At 35.7% G+C, this 17,301-nt stretch carries 32 protein-coding genes; 31 read left to right on the top strand and 1 reads right to left on the bottom strand.

Translation table 11 applies throughout. The features are described 5' to 3' along the window. Nucleotides 1-92 precede the first annotated feature (92 nt). From rplC to CLU97_RS00805, 29 genes are all read left to right on the top strand, one after another. Nucleotides 93-719, top strand: coding sequence for a 50S ribosomal protein L3 (gene rplC, locus CLU97_RS00945; protein WP_027371722.1), 627 nt, complete (start codon nt 93-95; stop codon nt 717-719). Next, complete coding sequence (rplD, locus tag CLU97_RS00940) at nt 710-1,339, top strand: 50S ribosomal protein L4 (RefSeq protein ID WP_121486288.1); 630 nt, start codon at nt 710-712, stop codon at nt 1,337-1,339. Before rplC ends, rplD begins: the two co-directional genes overlap by 10 nt. A 3-nt stretch (nt 1,340-1,342) precedes the next feature. Next, nucleotides 1,343-1,633: a 50S ribosomal protein L23 gene (gene rplW / locus CLU97_RS00935; protein WP_047376571.1), complete on the top strand. Its 291-nt coding sequence runs from the start codon at nt 1,343-1,345 to the stop codon at nt 1,631-1,633. 22 nt (nt 1,634-1,655) lie between these two features. Next, nucleotides 1,656-2,477, top strand: coding sequence for a 50S ribosomal protein L2 (gene rplB / locus CLU97_RS00930; protein ID WP_034678013.1), 822 nt, complete (start codon nt 1,656-1,658; stop codon nt 2,475-2,477). Between the two features lie 2 nt (nt 2,478-2,479). After that, nucleotides 2,480-2,758: a 30S ribosomal protein S19 gene (rpsS, locus tag CLU97_RS00925; protein ID WP_002983209.1), complete on the top strand. Its 279-nt coding sequence runs from the start codon at nt 2,480-2,482 to the stop codon at nt 2,756-2,758. A gap of 2 nt (nt 2,759-2,760) precedes the next feature. Continuing rightward, nucleotides 2,761-3,159, top strand: coding sequence for a 50S ribosomal protein L22 (gene rplV, locus CLU97_RS00920; RefSeq protein ID WP_034694674.1), 399 nt, complete (start codon nt 2,761-2,763; stop codon nt 3,157-3,159). Nucleotides 3,160-3,166: 7 nt separating this feature from the next. Next, nucleotides 3,167-3,916, top strand: a complete 750-nt coding sequence (rpsC, locus tag CLU97_RS00915) for a 30S ribosomal protein S3 (protein ID WP_076353263.1) — start codon at nt 3,167-3,169, stop codon at nt 3,914-3,916. A 98-nt stretch (nt 3,917-4,014) separates the two neighbouring features. Next, entirely contained in the window at nt 4,015-4,440 is a 426-nt protein-coding gene (rplP, locus tag CLU97_RS00910) for a 50S ribosomal protein L16 (protein ID WP_029297776.1), read from the top strand. Nucleotides 4,441-4,452: 12 nt separating this feature from the next. Then, nucleotides 4,453-4,638: a 50S ribosomal protein L29 gene (gene rpmC, locus CLU97_RS00905; RefSeq protein ID WP_034694678.1), complete on the top strand. Its 186-nt coding sequence runs from the start codon at nt 4,453-4,455 to the stop codon at nt 4,636-4,638. 12 nt (nt 4,639-4,650) lie between these two features. Then, nucleotides 4,651-4,905 carry a 30S ribosomal protein S17 gene (gene rpsQ, locus CLU97_RS00900; RefSeq protein WP_027371715.1) on the top strand — a complete coding sequence of 85 codons (255 nt, stop codon included), beginning with the start codon at nt 4,651-4,653 and terminating at the stop codon, nt 4,903-4,905. Nucleotides 4,906-4,907: 2 nt separating this feature from the next. Then, on the top strand, nt 4,908-5,276 hold the full coding sequence (gene rplN / locus CLU97_RS00895; RefSeq protein ID WP_002983226.1) for a 50S ribosomal protein L14: 369 nt from the start codon (nt 4,908-4,910) through the stop codon (nt 5,274-5,276). Between the two features lie 21 nt (nt 5,277-5,297). Next, nucleotides 5,298-5,624, top strand: coding sequence for a 50S ribosomal protein L24 (rplX, locus tag CLU97_RS00890; RefSeq protein ID WP_047427597.1), 327 nt, complete (start codon nt 5,298-5,300; stop codon nt 5,622-5,624). Nucleotides 5,625-5,635: 11 nt separating this feature from the next. Continuing rightward, a complete protein-coding gene (gene rplE / locus CLU97_RS00885) occupies nt 5,636-6,187 on the top strand; it encodes a 50S ribosomal protein L5 (RefSeq protein WP_105702144.1) in 552 nt (183 codons plus the stop codon). Nucleotides 6,188-6,190: 3 nt separating this feature from the next. Then, the gene (rpsN, locus tag CLU97_RS00880; protein WP_002983233.1) at nt 6,191-6,460 is read left to right on the top strand and encodes a 30S ribosomal protein S14; all 270 of its coding nucleotides are present in this window, start codon (nt 6,191-6,193) and stop codon (nt 6,458-6,460) included. Nucleotides 6,461-6,607: 147 nt separating this feature from the next. Then, nucleotides 6,608-7,006, top strand: a complete 399-nt coding sequence (gene rpsH, locus CLU97_RS00875) for a 30S ribosomal protein S8 (RefSeq protein ID WP_047376575.1) — start codon at nt 6,608-6,610, stop codon at nt 7,004-7,006. Between the two features lie 17 nt (nt 7,007-7,023). After that, nucleotides 7,024-7,569 carry a 50S ribosomal protein L6 gene (rplF, locus tag CLU97_RS00870; protein ID WP_121486287.1) on the top strand — a complete coding sequence of 182 codons (546 nt, stop codon included), beginning with the start codon at nt 7,024-7,026 and terminating at the stop codon, nt 7,567-7,569. A gap of 15 nt (nt 7,570-7,584) precedes the next feature. After that, complete coding sequence (rplR, locus tag CLU97_RS00865) at nt 7,585-7,938, top strand: 50S ribosomal protein L18 (RefSeq protein ID WP_034694689.1); 354 nt, start codon at nt 7,585-7,587, stop codon at nt 7,936-7,938. Nucleotides 7,939-7,957: 19 nt separating this feature from the next. Then, a complete protein-coding gene (gene rpsE, locus CLU97_RS00860; RefSeq protein WP_042721505.1) occupies nt 7,958-8,479 on the top strand; it encodes a 30S ribosomal protein S5 in 522 nt (173 codons plus the stop codon). A gap of 11 nt (nt 8,480-8,490) precedes the next feature. Then, nucleotides 8,491-8,667, top strand: a complete 177-nt coding sequence (gene rpmD, locus CLU97_RS00855; protein ID WP_027371710.1) for a 50S ribosomal protein L30 — start codon at nt 8,491-8,493, stop codon at nt 8,665-8,667. A gap of 21 nt (nt 8,668-8,688) precedes the next feature. Continuing rightward, a complete protein-coding gene (gene rplO, locus CLU97_RS00850) occupies nt 8,689-9,138 on the top strand; it encodes a 50S ribosomal protein L15 (protein ID WP_047096813.1) in 450 nt (149 codons plus the stop codon). Between the two features lie 9 nt (nt 9,139-9,147). Next, nucleotides 9,148-10,527 carry a preprotein translocase subunit SecY gene (secY, locus tag CLU97_RS00845; protein WP_089692682.1) on the top strand — a complete coding sequence of 460 codons (1,380 nt, stop codon included), beginning with the start codon at nt 9,148-9,150 and terminating at the stop codon, nt 10,525-10,527. 3 nt (nt 10,528-10,530) lie between these two features. Next, a complete protein-coding gene (gene infA / locus CLU97_RS00840; protein WP_027381317.1) occupies nt 10,531-10,746 on the top strand; it encodes a translation initiation factor IF-1 in 216 nt (71 codons plus the stop codon). Nucleotides 10,747-10,810: 64 nt separating this feature from the next. Next, nucleotides 10,811-10,927, top strand: coding sequence for a 50S ribosomal protein L36 (gene rpmJ, locus CLU97_RS00835; protein ID WP_007839480.1), 117 nt, complete (start codon nt 10,811-10,813; stop codon nt 10,925-10,927). 7 nt (nt 10,928-10,934) lie between these two features. Beyond that, a complete protein-coding gene (gene rpsM / locus CLU97_RS00830; RefSeq protein WP_034694696.1) occupies nt 10,935-11,312 on the top strand; it encodes a 30S ribosomal protein S13 in 378 nt (125 codons plus the stop codon). Between the two features lie 12 nt (nt 11,313-11,324). Beyond that, the gene (gene rpsK, locus CLU97_RS00825; protein ID WP_002983263.1) at nt 11,325-11,714 is read left to right on the top strand and encodes a 30S ribosomal protein S11; all 390 of its coding nucleotides are present in this window, start codon (nt 11,325-11,327) and stop codon (nt 11,712-11,714) included. A gap of 19 nt (nt 11,715-11,733) precedes the next feature. Then, nucleotides 11,734-12,342: a 30S ribosomal protein S4 gene (gene rpsD, locus CLU97_RS00820; protein WP_121486286.1), complete on the top strand. Its 609-nt coding sequence runs from the start codon at nt 11,734-11,736 to the stop codon at nt 12,340-12,342. Between the two features lie 33 nt (nt 12,343-12,375). Then, a complete protein-coding gene (locus CLU97_RS00815; protein WP_047376582.1) occupies nt 12,376-13,371 on the top strand; it encodes a DNA-directed RNA polymerase subunit alpha in 996 nt (331 codons plus the stop codon). Between the two features lie 6 nt (nt 13,372-13,377). After that, entirely contained in the window at nt 13,378-13,899 is a 522-nt protein-coding gene (rplQ, locus tag CLU97_RS00810; RefSeq protein WP_121486285.1) for a 50S ribosomal protein L17, read from the top strand. A gap of 116 nt (nt 13,900-14,015) precedes the next feature. Continuing rightward, a complete protein-coding gene (locus CLU97_RS00805; protein ID WP_121486284.1) occupies nt 14,016-14,840 on the top strand; it encodes an N-acetylmuramoyl-L-alanine amidase in 825 nt (274 codons plus the stop codon). A 37-nt stretch (nt 14,841-14,877) separates the two neighbouring features. Here the strand turns inward: CLU97_RS00805 and CLU97_RS00800 are convergent, their stop codons facing one another. After that, a complete protein-coding gene (locus CLU97_RS00800) occupies nt 14,878-15,312 on the bottom strand; it encodes a hypothetical protein (protein ID WP_121486283.1) in 435 nt (144 codons plus the stop codon). A 444-nt stretch (nt 15,313-15,756) separates the two neighbouring features. Here CLU97_RS00800 and CLU97_RS00795 point away from each other — a divergent pair, with 444 nt between their 5' ends. Beyond that, nucleotides 15,757-16,389, top strand: a complete 633-nt coding sequence (locus tag CLU97_RS00795) for a response regulator transcription factor (RefSeq protein WP_121486282.1) — start codon at nt 15,757-15,759, stop codon at nt 16,387-16,389. A gap of 5 nt (nt 16,390-16,394) precedes the next feature. Beyond that, nucleotides 16,395-17,300 carry a hypothetical protein gene (locus CLU97_RS00790; protein ID WP_121486281.1) on the top strand — a complete coding sequence of 302 codons (906 nt, stop codon included), beginning with the start codon at nt 16,395-16,397 and terminating at the stop codon, nt 17,298-17,300. The last annotated feature ends 1 nt before the right edge of the window (nt 17,301 follow it).

Here is a 17,301-nt window from a genome sequence, read left to right as displayed (position 1 = left end):
GGGCGTAGTATGCCTATATCAAAAGTAGAAATTACTTCAGACTTCCGAAAAATGGTGATAAATAAAGGATAAATTTTATTATAATATAAACAATGTCAGGTATTATTGGTAAAAAAATCGGTATGACGTCTTTGTTTAACGAAGAAGGAAAAAACATTCCTTGTACAGTTATTCAGGCTGGTCCATGCTCGGTTTTACAGGTCAGAACCTTAGAAAAAGACGGTTATAAAGCTGTTCAGTTAGGTTTCGATGACAAGAGTGAGAAGAACGTTGGTAAAGCGTTAGCTGGCCATTTTAAAAAGGCTGGTTCTGCTCCTAAAGCTAAATTAGTAGAATTCTACAGAGAATTCGTTGATGAAGTAAAAGTAGGAGAAGAAGTAAAAGTTGATCTATTCACAGAAGGTGAGTATGTTGACGTAACAGGAACTTCAAAAGGTAAAGGCTTCCAGGGTGTTGTTAAAAGACACGGATTTGGAGGTGTAATGCAGGCAACTCATGGTCAGCACAACAGACTTAGAGCTCCAGGTTCTATCGGTGCTGGTTCAGACCCTTCAAGAGTATTCAAAGGGATGAGAATGGCTGGAAGAATGGGAGGTGAGCAGGTAACTGTTCAAAACCTTCAAGTGTTAAAAGTTGATCAAGAACAAAATCTTTTAGTAGTAAAAGGTGCTGTTCCGGGAGCTAAAAATTCTTATGTAATTATCAGAAAATGGAACTAGTAGTATTAAATACATCAGGAAAAGAGACCGGAAGAAAAGTAACTCTAGACGAAACAGTATTCGGAATTGAGCCAAATCAGCACGCGGTTTACTTAGAAGTTAAACAGTACCTTGCTGCACAAAGACAAGGGACTCATAAAGCAAAAGAAAGAAGCGAAATTACTGCTTCTACTAAAAAGCTTAAGAAGCAAAAAGGATCAGGATCTGCTAGATATGGTGATATCAAATCTCCAACTTTCAGAGGTGGAGGTAGAGTATTCGGACCAAAACCAAGAGACTACAGATTCAAATTGAACAAAGCTCTTAAGAGATTAGCTAAGAAATCTGTTTTATCTCAGAAAATGAGAGACAACAGCATTAAAGTTTTAGAAGATTTGAGCTTTGGTGCTCCTAAGACTAAAGATTTCATCAATGTATTAAATGCATTGGAACTTAACGGTAAAAAATCTTTATTCGTTCTTCCTGAAGCTAACAAGAATGTGTATTTATCTTCAAGAAACTTACCTAAAGCTAAAGTAATGAACTTCAACGAGATCAGTTCTTACGATTTAGTAAACGCAGGTGAGATTATTTTCTTCGAAGGTGCAGTTGAAAAATTCCAGGAAAATTTAAAGAAATAAGTCATGTCTATTATTATTAAACCAGTTATTTCAGAAAAGGCTAATTACCTTACAGATTTAAGAGGTTCTTATTCTTTCTTAGTAGATCCTAAGGCGAATAAAATCCAGATTAAAAAAGCTGTTGAAGCAGCTTACGGTGTAAAAGTAGCAGACGTTAACACAATGATTTATGCTCCGAAGGTTTCTTCAAAATACACTAAAAAAGGTCTTCAAGTAGGAAAGACAAATAAATTGAAAAAAGCGGTAATCAAACTTGCTGAAGGTGAGGTTATCGATATTTTTGCTGTAAATTAATTATTAATTATAAATAATAGTAATGTCTGTTAGAAAATTAAAACCTATCACCCCGGGACAGAGATTCAGAATTGTAAACAATTTTGAGGAAATTACTACCAACAAACCAGAGAAATCTCTAACAGTTGGTATTAAAAAGTCAGGTGGACGTAACCAAACAGGTAAAATGACCATGCGTTACACCGGAGGTGGACACAAAAAGAAATACAGAATTATTGACTTCAAAAGAAACAAAGCAAACGTTGAAGCCACTGTAAAATCTGTAGAATACGATCCAAACAGAACTGCATTTATCGCTTTATTAGAGTACGCAGACGGAGAGAAGAGATATATCATCGCTCCAAACGGTATCAAAGTTGACCAGAAAGTAGTATCAGGAGAAAGCGTTGAACCAAACGTAGGTAACGCAATGAAATTGAAAAATATTCCATTGGGTACTGTGATTTCTTGTGTTGAAATGAAGCCTGGACAAGGTGCTATTTTAGCAAGAAGTGCTGGTTCTTCAGCTCAATTAACTTCTAGAGATGGTAAATATGCAATCATCAAGTTACCTTCAGGAGAATCAAGAATGATCCTTACTGAATGTATGGCAATGATTGGCTCTGTTTCCAACTCAGATCACCAATTAACTGTATCAGGTAAGGCTGGTAGAAGCAGATGGTTAGGTAGAAGACCAAGAACAAGAGCGGTTGTAATGAACCCAGTAGATCACCCAATGGGAGGTGGTGAAGGACGTTCTTCAGGAGGTCACCCAAGATCTAGAAACGGTATGCCGTCTAAAGGTTACAAAACTAGAAAGAAAAACAAAGTGTCTAACCGTTACATCGTATCTAAAAGAAAATAATTATGGCAAGATCACTTAAGAAAGGACCGTTCATTCATCATACTTTAGATAAGAAGGTTCAGGCAAATATAGAGTCTGGTAAGAAGACAGTTATCAAAACTTGGTCTAGAGCGTCAATGATCTCTCCGGACTTCGTAGGACAAACTATTGCAGTACACAACGGGAAATCTTTTATCCCTGTTTATGTTACAGAAAACATGGTTGGTCACAAGTTAGGCGAATTTTCTCCAACAAGATCTTTCAGAGGTCATGGTGGTAACAAAAACAAAGGAAGCAGATAATCATGGGATCAAGAAAAAGAGAAAGTGCACTAGCACGTAAATTGACAAACCAAGATGTAGTAAAAGCAATCCACAATGATTGCCCATCTTCTCCAAGAAAAATGAGATTAGTAGCTGATATCATTAGAGGAGAGCAAGTAGATAAAGCTTTATACATTCTAAAATATTCTAAAAAAGACGCATCTAACAAGTTAGAGAAAGTATTGCTTTCTGCAATGGCTAACTGGCAAACTAAAAACGAAGGTGCTGATATTGAAGAAGCTAATCTTATCGTTAAAGAAATTTTTGTAGACAGTGCAAGACAATTGAAGAGACTAAGACCAGCTCCACAAGGTAGAGGGTATAGAATCAGAAAAAGATCAAACCACATTACATTAATCTTAGGTAAAAAAGAAAATTAATCAAGGTATGGGACAGAAGACAAATCCAATTGGTAATAGATTAGGTATCATCAGAGGTTGGGATTCTAACTGGTTTGGTGGAAACGATTATGGAGACAGAATCGCTGAAGACTACAAAATCAGAAGATACCTTGAGGCTAGATTATCTAAAGGTGGTATTTCAAAAATTTATATTGAAAGAACATTAAAATTAGTAACCGTTACAATTACTACTGCTAGACCGGGACTTATCATCGGTAAAGGAGGTCAGGAAGTTGATAAATTGAAAGAAGAGTTGAAGAAACTTACAGGTAAGGATATTCAAATCAACATTTTCGAAATCAAAAGACCTGAATTAGATGCTGTACTAGTTGCTGATAGTATTTCTAAGCAAATTGAAAACAGAATTTCTTACAGAAGAGCTGTTAAAATGGCAATGGCAAGTACTATGAGAATGGGTGCTGAAGGTATCAAAGTTCAAATCTCTGGTAGATTGAACGGAGCTGAAATGGCAAGATCAGAATCTTTCAAAGACGGAAGAATTCCATTGTCAACTTTCAGAGCTGATATTGATTACCACTGGGCAGAAGCTCACACTACTTACGGTAGACTAGGAGTAAAAGTTTGGATCATGAAAGGTGAAGTTTACGGTAAAAGAGAACTTTCCCCACTAGTAGGACAACAGAAAAAAGGAGGTCAGTCAGACAGAGGAAACAGAGGAGGTGACAGAGACAACAGAAGACCTAGAAAAAACAACAACAATAACAATAATAATTAAAATTTTAGATTAGAAATTTTGAATTTTAAATTACCGTTACTTTTTTAAAATTAAAAAAAATCTAAAATCTAAAATCTAAAATCTAAAATTTAGAAATTATGTTACAACCAAAAAGAACCAAATTCCGTAGAGTTCACAAGATGAAGATGAAGGGGAATGCCCAAAGAGGTAGTCAACTTGCTTACGGAACTTTTGGGATCAAAGCAACGGAAGGAGCTTGGATCACTGCAAGACAGATTGAAGCAGCTCGTATTGCTGCTACAAGATATATGAAGAGAGAAGGTCAACTATGGATCAAAATCTTCCCAGATAAGCCAATTACTAAAAAACCAGCGGAAGTACGTATGGGTAAAGGTAAAGGTGCTGTTGAATACTGGGTAGCTGTAGTAAAACCAGGTAAAATTATGTTCGAAATCGGTGGAGTACCTTACGATATCGCTAAGGAAGCTTTAAGACTTGCTGCACAAAAATTACCAGTAGTTACTAAATTCATCGTTGCTAACGATTTTGTTAAACCTCTATAATCTTTGAATACAATGAAAAATGCTGATATTAAAAATTTAAGCGCGGGTGATATTCAAGCTCAATTAACTGAAGCAAAAGCTCAATATTCTAAATTGAAATTGGCTCATGCAATCAGCCCAATTGAAAACCCGATTCAAATCAGAGATTTGAGAAAGACAATCGCAAGACTAAACACTGAGTTAACTAACAAACAATAATTTCATTTTACAATGGATAGAAATTTAAGAAAAGAAAGAATCGGAGTGGTTTCCAGCAATAAAATGGAAAAAACTATTGTTGTTAGTGAAACTACAAGAGTAAAGCACCCGATGTACGGTAAATTCGTTTTGAAAACGAAAAAATATACTGCACACGACGAGAACAACGAATGCACAGAAGGTGATACAGTTTTGATCCAAGAAACTAGACCTTTGAGCAAGAGCAAGAGATGGAGATTAGTAAGAATCATTGAAAAAGCTAAGTAATAATGTTACAAACAGAATCAAGATTAAAAGTTGCTGATAACACAGGTGCTAAAGAAGTACTAGTTATTAGAGTTCTGGGAGGAACCAGAAGAAGATATGCTTCAGTTGGTGATAAAATCGTTGTTACTATCAAGGATTCTACACCATCAGGAAATGCTAAAAAAGGTCAGGTATCTAAAGCTGTAGTAGTAAGAACTAAAAAAGCAGTAAGAAGAAAAGATGGTTCATACATCAAGTTCGACGACAATGCTTGTGTATTACTAAACGCAGCAGGAGAAATGAGAGGAACGCGTGTTTTCGGACCGGTTGCTCGTGAGTTGAGAGACAAAGAATATATGAAAATCATTTCATTAGCTCCTGAAGTACTTTAATTTTTAAAATTTTTAAAAGAAATGTCAAAGTTAAAAATAAAAAGAGGAGATAACGTAATCATTACTACTGGTAAGAAAGATATCAAAGGTAAGACTGGTGAAGTTATTGAAGTGATCAAGAAAGAAGGGAGAGACCCAAGAGTAATCGTTGCAGGACTTAACATCGTTAAAAAACACGTTAAGCCTTCAGCTTCTAATCCTCAAGGAGGAATTACTGAAAAGGAAGCTTCTATTCATATCTCAAACGTAGCTTTAGTTGGTAAAGACGGAAAAGCGATCAAAATCGGTTACAAAATCGAAGGAGATAAGAAAGTAAGAATCAACAAAAAAACGGGTGAAACTTTATAATTTGAATTAACATGGAATTTATAGCAAGACCCAAAAAAATATACAAAGAGACAATTGTTCCAGCAATGATGGAAGAATTCGGGTACAAGTCAATTATGCAAGTACCTAGATTAGAGAAAATTGTTGTATCACAAGGTTTAGGAGACGCTACTGCAGATAAGAAAATTATTGATTATGCTGTAGAAGAGCTTACAAACATCACAGGTCAGAAAGCAGTAGGTACGATCTCTAAGAAAGACGAAGCTGCATTCAAACTTAGAAAAGGAATGCCTGTAGGTGCAAAAGTAACTTTGAGAGCTCAGAGAATGTATGAGTTCTTAGACAGACTTACTTCTTCTGCTTTACCACGTATCAGAGATTTCTCTGGTATCAAAGCAGATGGTTTCGATGGTAGAGGTAACTACAACTTAGGTATTACTGAGCAAATTATCTTCCCTGAAATCGTAATTGACAAAGTGAAAAAAATCCAGGGGATGGACATCACTTTCGTTACTACTGCGAAAACAGATAAAGAAGCTAAAGCATTATTAACTCACTTCGGTTTACCATTTAAAAAGAACTAAGAAATGGCTAAAGAATCAATGAAAGCGCGTGAGCGCAAAAGAGAAGCACTAGTTGCTAAATACGCTGCTAAAAGACAAGCTCTTAAAGAAGCAGGTGATTACGAAGGACTTCAAAAATTGCCTAAAAATGCTTCTCCTGTAAGATTACACAACAGATGTAAACTAACAGGTAGACCAAGAGGATACATGAGAACGTTCGGTATTTCCAGAGTAACTTTCAGAGAAATGGCAAACAACGGTCTTATCCCAGGTGTAAGAAAAGCTAGTTGGTAATAATTACTAATTAAAAATCGGGACAATTAAGTTGTCAGGATACTAAAGAATAAAAATATCAGACCGAAGATTTCTGACGTCTGATATTTTAATCTTCAAGTCTTTTCAATACTGATTGTTCTTTAACCAATAATTTATAAAAGAAAAATGGTAACAGATCCAATTTCAGATTTCCTAACAAGAGTAAGGAACGCACAAAGCGCAGGCCACAAAGTGGTGGAAATTCCTGCATCGAAAATCAAAAAGGAGATTACTAAGATCCTATTTGATCAAGGGTATATCTTAAACTTCAAGTTTGAAGATAACGCTGTTCAAGGAGTGATCAAAATCGCTTTAAAGTACGATAAGCAAACCAACAAACCAGCTATCAAGTCTATCCAAAGAGCTTCTAGACCAGGTTTGAGACAGTACAAAGGTTCTACTGAACTTCCAAGAGTACTAAACGGTTTGGGTATTTCTATCATCTCTACTTCTAAAGGAGTAATGACTGACAAGAAAGCTAGAGAAGAGAAAGTAGGCGGTGAAGTAATCTGCTATGTTTATTAATTTTTAATCAGAGGAAAATGTCAAGAATTGGTAAAGCAATTATAACAATTCCAGCTGGAGTTACAATCACTGAAAACAACGGTGTAGTAACTGTAAAAGGAGCAAAAGGAGAACTTTCTCAGGAGCTTACAGCAGGAATTACTTTAGAACAAAAAGATGGTGAACTTAACGTAAACAGACCATCTGATTCTAAACAACACAAAGCACTTCACGGTTTGTACAGAGCGTTAATCGCGAACATGATCGTAGGTGTAAATGAAGGTTTCGAAAAGAAACTAGAACTAGTAGGGGTAGGATACAGAGCTTCTCACGCAGGTCAAAAACTTGAGTTAGCTTTAGGATTCTCTCACGGTATCGTATTAGAACTTCCAAGTGAAGTAAAAGTTGATACATTGACTGAAAAAGGTAAAAACCCAATTATTACTTTAACGTCTCACGACAAGCAACTTCTAGGAATGGTTACTGCAAAGATCCGTTCTTTCAGAAAGCCTGAGCCATACAAAGGAAAAGGTGTGAAATTCGTAGGAGAAATTGTTAGACGTAAAGCTGGTAAATCTGCTTAATAAATTATAAGTATTATGGCATTAAGTAAATTAGAAAAAAGAATAAGAATCAAAAGAAGAGTAAGAGGGAAAATCTCTGGATCTTCTGAATTGCCAAGATTATCTGTATACAAAAGTAATAAGGAAATTTACGCTCAGTTAATCGACGATAAAAATGGTAAAACTTTAGCATCAGCTTCTTCTAGAGAAAAAGGTGTAGACGCTAAAGGTACTAAGACTGAAGTTTCTGCTGCTGTTGGTAAAGCTATCGCTGCTAAAGCTATCGCTGCGGGAATCGAAAGTATTGTATTTGACAGAAACGGTTTCGTATACCACGGTAGAGTAAAAGCTCTAGCTGATGGTGCGAGAGAAGGAGGACTTAAATTCTAATCATTAAATTTCGGAAAATATGTTAGGACTAGATAATATAGAAAGAGTAAAACCGGGAGGATTAGAATTAAAAGATCGTCTCGTAGCTGTTAACAGAGTAACAAAAGTAACAAAAGGAGGTAGAGCTTTCGGATTTTCTGCTATTGTTGTAGTAGGTAACGAAGAAGGTGTTATTGGTTTCGGTTTAGGAAAATCTAAAGAGGTTGCTTCTGCAATTGCTAAAGCAGTTGAAGACGCTAAGAAAAACCTTGTTAAAGTTCCTGTAATGAACCACACTATCCCTCACCAAACTACTGCTAGATACGGTGGTGCAGATATCTTCTTAAGACCTGCTTCTCACGGTACAGGACTTATCGCCGGTGGTGCGGTAAGAGCGGTATTGGAATCTGCTGGTATTCACGATATCCTTTCAAAATCTAAAGGATCTTCTAACCCTCACAACGTAGTGAAAGCTACTTTCAAAGCGTTATTAGATATCAGAAGACCTGAAGAAATCGCTAGAATGAGAGGAGTTTCTCTAAGTAAAGTGTTTAACGGTTAATATATAAAACAATGGCAACAATTAAAGTAAAGCAAGTAAGAAGCGCTATTGGTAGAACAAAAACCCAAAAGAGAACGCTTGAAGCATTAGGATTAAAAAAACTTCACCAAGTTGTAGAACATGAAGCTACTCCTTCCATCTTAGGAATGATTGCTGCAGTGGGACACTTACTTGAAGTTCAAAAATAATTTTATAAAAGAGAAATTAAAATGAATTTAAATAACATACAACCTGCTGCAGGATCTACTTTCAACTCAAAGAGAATTGGTAGAGGTCAAGGTAGCGGAAAAGGAGGTACTTCAACAAAAGGACACAAAGGTCAGAAAGCTAGAGCTGGTTATTCTCAAAAAATCGGTTTCGAAGGTGGACAGATGCCTTTACAAAGAAGATTACCTAAATTCGGATTCAAAAACGTAAACAGAAAAGAGTTTAGAGGAGTTAACCTTGATACTATCCAGACTTTAATCGAGAACAAATCCATCACTGGAGAAATCACGAAAGAAGTTTTAGTAGCAAACGGGATAGTTTCTAAAAACGAATTAGTGAAAATTATGGGTAGAGGAGAATTGAAATCTGCGGTTTCAATCTCTGCTGACAAGTTCACTAAATCTGCTGAAGAGCTTATTGCTAAAGCAGGTGGAAAAGCAATTACCTTATAATACTTACTAATGAAAGAATTTATACAAACACTTAAAAATATTTGGAGTCTTAAAGAGCTTAGAGATAAAATTCTCTTCACTTTAGGTATTATCCTTGTGTATAGATTCGCATCTTATATCTCGCTTCCTGCAATTAACCTTGCAGAGGTGGGAGATCTCTTAGAGCATTATAAAAATCAAGGCGGTAACAAGCAAGGAGCAGGTCTCCTTGGCTTGCTTTCGTCGTTTACGGGGGGAGCTTTCAGCCACGCTTCCGTAATGGCGTTAGGTATCATGCCTTATATTTCTGCTTCTATTATTGTTCAGTTGATGGGGATGGCTATTCCTTATCTTCAGAAGCTTCAGAAAGATGGAGAGTCAGGTAGAAATACATTGAACCAAATTACAAGATGGTTAACGATTGGAGTTTGCCTGGTACAGGCACCTTCTTACTTAACTTCTATTACTCAATTATTCTTACCGTATGCTCAGTTCCAGTCTGCATACTTTGTAGAGCCAAATTCTATCATGTTCTGGTTGCCAAGTATTGTAATCTTGGTTGCTGGTTCAGTATTCGCAATGTGGTTAGGTGAAAAAATCACCGACAAAGGTATCGGAAACGGTATCTCTATCCTTATTATGGTGGGGATCCTTTCAAGATTACCGGAAGCATTCGTGCAGGAAATGGCCGTGCAGAACGGAAAAGGAGGGATGGGATCTATCATGATCCTTATTGAAGTATTATTCTGGATGGTGGTAGTTCTATTAGCGGTGATCTTATCAGTAGCTGTTAGAAAAATCCCAATTCAGTATGTAAGCAGAGCTCAAGCAAGAGGAGGTGTAAACAGAAATCTTATGCAGGGAGCAAGACAATGGATCCCATTGAAAGTAAATGCTGCTGGTGTAATGCCAATTATCTTTGCTCAGGCATTGATGTTCGTACCAGGATTATTAACAAAATTCGATGAGTCTAATACTTTTCTTGCAGGTTTCAAGAATGTTTTTAGCTGGCAGTACAACGTATTGTTTGCACTATTAATTATTATCTTCTCGTTTTTCTATACTGCAATTACAATTCCGGTAAACCAAATGGCTGATGATTTGAAGAGAAATGGAGGTTTAGTACCGAAAGTAAGACCAGGAAAAGAGACAGCTGATTATTTAGATGATATTTTATCAAAAATTACCTTGCCAGGTGCAATATTTTTGTCTATCTTTGCAATCCTTCCGGCAATTGTGCATGGAACCTTTGTTCAGACAGATGCGTTCGCCTTATTTTTCGGGGGAACGTCACTATTAATCATGGTGGGCGTAATTTTAGATACAGTTCAACAGATTAATACATATCTGCTGAACCATCATTATGATGGCTTAATGCAGTCTAAATTATCAAGAACGACTGGATATTAATTTATGGCAAAACAAAAACATATTGAACAAGACGGCGTTATAACGGAAGCACTTTCGAACGCTCAGTTCCGTGTAGAACTAGAAAATGGGCATATTCTTATCGCTCATATTTCTGGTAAAATGAGAATGCATTATATTAAACTTTTACCTGGTGATAAGGTAAAATTAGAAATGTCTCCTTATGACTTATCAAAAGGGAGAATCACATTTAGATATTAAACAAACGCCAAATGGAATCCCCGGATCTCCATTTGGCTCTTGTTAAAAAATAAATACTATCAAAATGAAAGTAAGAGCATCAATTAAAAAAAGAAGCGCTGATTGCAAAATCGTACGCAGAAAAGGTGTACTGTTCGTAATCAACAAGAAGAACCCAAAATTTAAACAAAGACAAGGTTAATTAAATTATGGCGAGAATTGCAGGTATTGATTTACCAAAAAACAAAAGAGGAGTTATCGGTTTAACTTACATTTATGGTGTTGGAAGAAGTACTTCTTCTGAAATCCTTAAAGCTGCCGGTATCAGCGAAGACAAAAAAGTCAACGAATGGAATGACGATGAATTGGCTGCAATCAGAACTTATATCTTAGAAAACGTAAAAGTAGAAGGAGAATTAAGATCTGAAGTGCAATTGAACATCAAGAGATTGATGGACATAGGATGCCAACGAGGAATACGTCACAGACTTGGATTACCTTTAAGAGGCCAGAGAACGAAAAACAACTCTAGAACCAGAAAAGGAAAGAGAAAAACTGTTGCTAACAAGAAAAAAGCTAGTAAATAATCGTTAGGAATTATGGCAAAACAAACTAAAGTAGTTAAGAAAAGAAAAGTAAAAGTTGAAGCTATTGGTGAAGCTCATATTCAGGCTTCTTTCAATAACATCATCATTTCTTTAACAAATAAAAACGGAGAGGTTATCTCTTGGGCTTCTGCCGGTAAAATGGGTTTCAGAGGTTCTAAAAAGAATACTCCATTTGCTGCTCAGATGGCAGCTGAAAATTGCTCTGCTGTAGCTCACGAAGCTGGTTTAAGAAGAGTAAAGGTGTTTGTGAAAGGTCCAGGTGCAGGTAGAGAATCTGCTATCAGATCTATTCACAATTCAGGAATTGAAGTTAGCGAAATCATTGATGTGACTCCTATGCCACACAATGGATGTAGACCACCAAAAAGAAGAAGAGTTTAATTTTTAGAATTTACCCATTATGGCAAGATATATTGGACCTAAAACTAAGATTGCTAGAAAGTTTGGTGCTGCAATCTACGGAGATGACAAAAACTTCGAAAAAAGAAAGAACCAACCGCCAGGACAACACGGTCCTAACAAAAGAAGAGGTGCTAAAAAATCAGAATATGCAGTTCAGTTAGCTGAAAAACAAAAAGCTAAATATACTTACGGTATTTTAGAAAGACAGTTTGCTAACTTATTTGAAAAAGCACACAGAAGCAAAGGAGTAACAGGGGAAGTTCTTTTACAACTTTGTGAATCAAGATTGGATAACGTAGTATACAGATTAGGTTTTGCTAAAACTAGATCTGGTGCTAGACAATTAGTTTCTCACAGACACATTACTGTGAACGGAGAGATTCTTAATATCCCTTCTTACTTGGTAAAAGCAGGTGATGTAATCACCGTAAGAGAAAAGTCTAAGTCTCTTGATGTTGTTACCAATGCATTGGCTTCTAAGTCAAACTATGAGTGGTTACAATTCAACGATGAGAAGAAAGAAGGTACCTTCATTTCTGCTCCTGAAAGAATCCAGATTCCGGAGGACATTAAGGAGAACCTTATCGTCGAACTTTACTCTAAATAATTTTTTAATCAAATTTTTGCTCAACCCAATAATATGGCAATTTTACAATTCATAAAACCCGATAAAGTAATTTTACTTAACTCTGATGAATTTAAAGGTCAATTTGAATTCAGACCTTTAGAACCAGGTTTCGGGCTTACAATCGGTAATGCTTTGAGAAGAGTGTTGCTTTCTTCTCTGGAAGGATACGCTATTTCATCTATCAAAATAGAAGGTGTAGAGCACGAATTTTCAACTATTCCAGGAGTAATCGAAGACGTTACCGAAATTATTCTTAACCTTAAGCAGGTAAGATTAAAAGCTGCAGCAGAAGGCCAGGCTAACGAGCAGGTTGTTGCTAAAGTTTCAGGTCAAACGGTTATTACTGCTGGTGATTTAGGAAAATCTATCAATGGATTTGAGGTTTTAAACCCAGATTTAGTGATTTGCAACCTAAACAGTGATGTAACTTTCGAAATTACTTTCAATATTGAAAAAGGAAGAGGGTATGTTCCTTCTGAACAAAATAAGTCAAACAATGCTCCTGTAGGAACTATTGCTATCGACTCTATTTTCACGCCGATCAAGAAAGTACAATACAGCATTGAAAATTATCGTGTAGAGCAAAAAACAGACTACGAAAAACTTGTATTAGATATAGAAACTGACGGGTCTATTAGCCCTCAGAATGCTTTAACAGAAGCTTCTAAGATATTAATTTATCACTTCATGCTATTCTCTGATGAGAGAATCACGCTTGAAACTGAAGCTGTAAAAGCATCTATTCAGTACGATGAAGAAACGCTTCACACAAGACAACTTCTTAAGTCTAAATTAGCAGATATGGATCTTTCTGTAAGAGCCCTTAACTGTCTTAAAGCAGCTGAAGTCGAAACTCTTGGAGAACTGGTTTCTTACAGTAAGTCTGATTTGATGAAATTCAGAAATTTTGGTAAAAAATCTTTGACAGAACTAGAAGAATTAGTGCATTCAAAAGGTCTTAACTTCGGTTTCGACGTTGCAAAATATAAGTTAGACGCTGATAAATAATTAATAATGAGACACGGTAAAAAATTCAATCACTTAGGAAGAACAGCTTCTCACAGAAGTGCTTTACTTTCTAATATGGCTTGTTCTCTAATTGAGCATAAAAGAATCAACACTACTGTAGCTAAAGCTAAAGCTTTAAGAGTATATGTTGAGCCTCTATTAACAAAAGCAAAAGAAGATACTACACATAACAGAAGAGTAGTATTCTCTTACCTTCAAAATAAATTTGCGGTTGCTGAATTATTCAGAACTGTAGCTCCTAAAATCGCTGAAAGAAACGGTGGTTATACAAGAATCATCAAGACAGGATTCAGACCAGGTGATGCTGCTGATACTGCTCTTATCGAGTTAGTAGATTTCAACGAGCTTTACAATCCTAATGCTGAAGAGAAAAAAGCTACAAGAAGAAGCAGAAGATCAACTGCTACTACTAAAAAAGCTGAAGCAGTGGTTGCTGAAGCTCCTGTAGTAGAAGAAAAAGTAGAAGAAGCTAAAGCTGATACTACTGAAGAAAAAACTGAAGAATAATAACATTCATTCAGATATTGATTAAAAACCATCCGTTTTTCGGGTGGTTTTTTTTATTTGCTTAACGTTTAATTAATATATTTAGAATAACTTTGAGGGTTTAAAAAATCTTGGTCATGATCATCTTAAAAGATAAGTTAGGAAAAACAATTTCCGGGGAGAGCATTAGCTTTATAGAAACTCCCAATAAAGAGGGAATTATTGTTCCGGAATACATTATCATTCATTTTACTGCGGGAAGGGGAGCGGAGAATTCAATTAACTGGTTTAAGGATCCTACGGCAAAAGCTTCAGCACATATTATTATAGATAGTGATGGCAGGATTACCCAAATGGTTGAATTCAATAAGAAAGCTTGGCATGCGGGAAGAAGCCGATGGGCAGACCGCTCAGGATTCAATGATTTTTCCATTGGAATTGAACTGGAAAATCCGGGGAGACTTACCAAAGTAAATGAAAGATTTTATGCCTGGTTTGAAAAAGAATATTCAAAAGATGTAGTAGTAACAGCGAAACATAAGCATGAAAACGAGACCTCCTATTGGCATAGCTTCACAGAGAAACAATTGGATACTTGTTTTCAGGTTTGTAAACTCTTAATGGAAACTTATAACATCAAAAATATTCTGGGCCATGATGATATTGCTCCTTTCAGGAAAAATGATCCGGGTCCTGCATTTCCTATGGAGAATTTCAGAGCAAAGCTGCTAGGAAGAGAAGATGATACCGCAGATATGTATAAAGTGAATACTGAATATGCCAATGTAAGAAATGGGGCAGGAATTGAATTTGAAGCCATAGCAGAGCTCAAAAAAGATACTCAGGTTGAATTTATTAAAAGCAAGCTGGGATGGTTCTATGTATATGTTTTGTTTAAACCGGGGAAAGACGGAGAACCTATATATGGATGGATCAACAGTGATTTGCTGACAAAAATATAATAAAAATGTCCCACTAGGTTTTGGGACATTTTTTATTTTAAATCTTTGTTCTTTTAAGCTCAATAATATTATTACCCTGTTCCAGGTGAAGGCTGTCTCCTTTTACCCTTGCCGTCATATCATCTTTCTTATAGATTGTTTCATCACCTTTCGTTTCGGTCTTAGGCAATGTAAATGTTTTCTTATTGCTCGTAATGGCTACTGTACTTTCTTTAGGATCGTTTTTGAATATCACTTTTACTAACGTTCCGTCTGTAGCTTTATAAACAAAATCTGTCTTTTCGGTTTTCTTCCCATTGATGTCTACCGTTGAAGAGCTTTGTGTCACAGAATCTATTTTTCCATTATTATCAGTAACTACAGTTGTTGAGCTGTCTGTTTTGATAACGCTTTTGTTTCCGCTTTCACTTTTTTTGCAGCTTACAGCCGTTAATGTAAGCACAGCACCAAGTGCTAAAAGGCTTTTTTTCATGATTATATTATTTGATATTTACTATAATTTTTACGCTTTAATTTTTGCAAAAATCATGCCTGACAATATGAGAAATTTCTGCCGATATTGAAATAGAAATCTCTTCTTTTTCTGCTTGAATAAGGCAATTCCAAGGAATATAATTTTCAGTTGGATCCCGATTATTTTCTTTTAATTCAAAATCCTTTTCAGATCCATCTTCGAAAAGGAGATTTCCTGCATATAAATTTGATTTTTAAAAGGAAAAATTATTATTTATTTACATTTTGTTCAGTTATGTTGATATTAATTTAAATTAATATGAATTTATAAATGAAAAATTGATTAAATTTAAGAAAACTAAAGAACTCAACCATAATGAAAAACTCACCTCTCAATATTACACAAACGTGTAATTGATTTCAATGTGTTTTCTGTTGAAATTTGCTGCAAACAAACAAAGTCATGAGCATTTCCATCGCCATAGTAGAAGATGAAAAAAACTACAACAATGCGTTGAAGAAGGTCATCAATTACCAACAGGATATGAAGGTAATTGCTCAGTTCTTTGATGGAAATGATGCCATGCAAAACCTACCTGATATTTCTCCGGACGTAGTAATGATGGATATCCAGTTGCAGGATATGCTGGGAATAGAAATCATAGAAAGGCTACGGAAAGAAATGCCCAATACACAATTTATTATGTGCACCAGCTTTGATGATGATGAGAAGATCTTTAATTCTTTAAAAGCCGGAGCAATGGGGTATCTTGTTAAAGGAGAAAGCATGGATAAAATTCTTTCTTCCATCCGCGACGTTTACAACGGTGGCGCTCCTATGAGTTTTTCCATTGCCCGAAGAGTTCTTAAGCATTTTGAAAGAAGCCTTGCCGAAATCAAAGGTTTCGATGAACTTACGGAACGTGAAAAAGAAGTTCTTGAGCTTCTCTCTGAGGGACTTCTTTATAAAGAAATAGCGGATAAAAAATGTATCAGCATTGATACCGTTAAAAAACATGTTGGCAATATCTACAGAAAACTTCACGTAAACAATAAAGTGGAGGCTATCAATAAGTTTAACAATTTTAAAAACTAAGAATTATGGGAACAAACATTGAATTAGATTCAATTTTAGGGAGAATCTCTCAACTTGTTCATTATCATGAATTAAATGAGAATGAGCTAAATGTAATAAAAACGTTTTGTGATAAAATGATTGCAGAACTTGGATTTATTGACAGAGCGGAAGTATTTAATTTTAAAGATTTTAAAATTAGCAGACAAGAGGATGTGAATGCCGATTATACCGTGAGGGCCCTCAAAAATAAAACTTGTCCGGATAACAGCATGTCTGACTCTGGGGAGGTTGATTCTGGAGTTATATTAAATTGGAGGGATAGATATACTGAGTTAGATGGTATGCAGCGAAAATATTTACCATCAATTGAAATATCGAAAGAAGTTGCTCAGGAGCTCTTTCGTGATATTGCTACCACTAAGATAAAGATTTATTTAGGCGAGAGTAAGGATAATGCTTTAGGACTGGAATTTTTGACCATGAATGAGAATGAAAATACTTATCACATTATTAGTAACACTCCACGAAAAAAAACTTTATCAAAAACTGAGTTTGAAGACTATAGGACGAGATATGACCAAGGTCTAAAATCAATACTTGATAGATATATTGTTCATGAAACTCAGGATCCTAACTCCAAGAATACGAAAAGATTTATCTTGGGAAGAAGAATGTATGAAAACTTTATTAGAGTCTGTGGAGGGACTGCAAATTCTGTTATTGCTTTTTATCCGGTTATCTATCTTAATAACGACTATTTACAATATCCAGATGATGATGATATATGTATTAAAGTTAAGCATATGCATAGATTGACATTTTTGATGACCTCAGAACATCATACTGAGGAAGGACGAACACCATTTGAGAAAGAATCTGTTTATGATAGAAATGGTCTTTGCCCACCACCAGATGGGTCAAATTGTTAAA

It is taken from the genome of Chryseobacterium sp. 7 (assembly GCF_003663845.1).
Taxonomy (GTDB): domain Bacteria; phylum Bacteroidota; class Bacteroidia; order Flavobacteriales; family Weeksellaceae; genus Chryseobacterium.
This window is presented reverse-complemented; position numbering and strand designations above follow the sequence as displayed.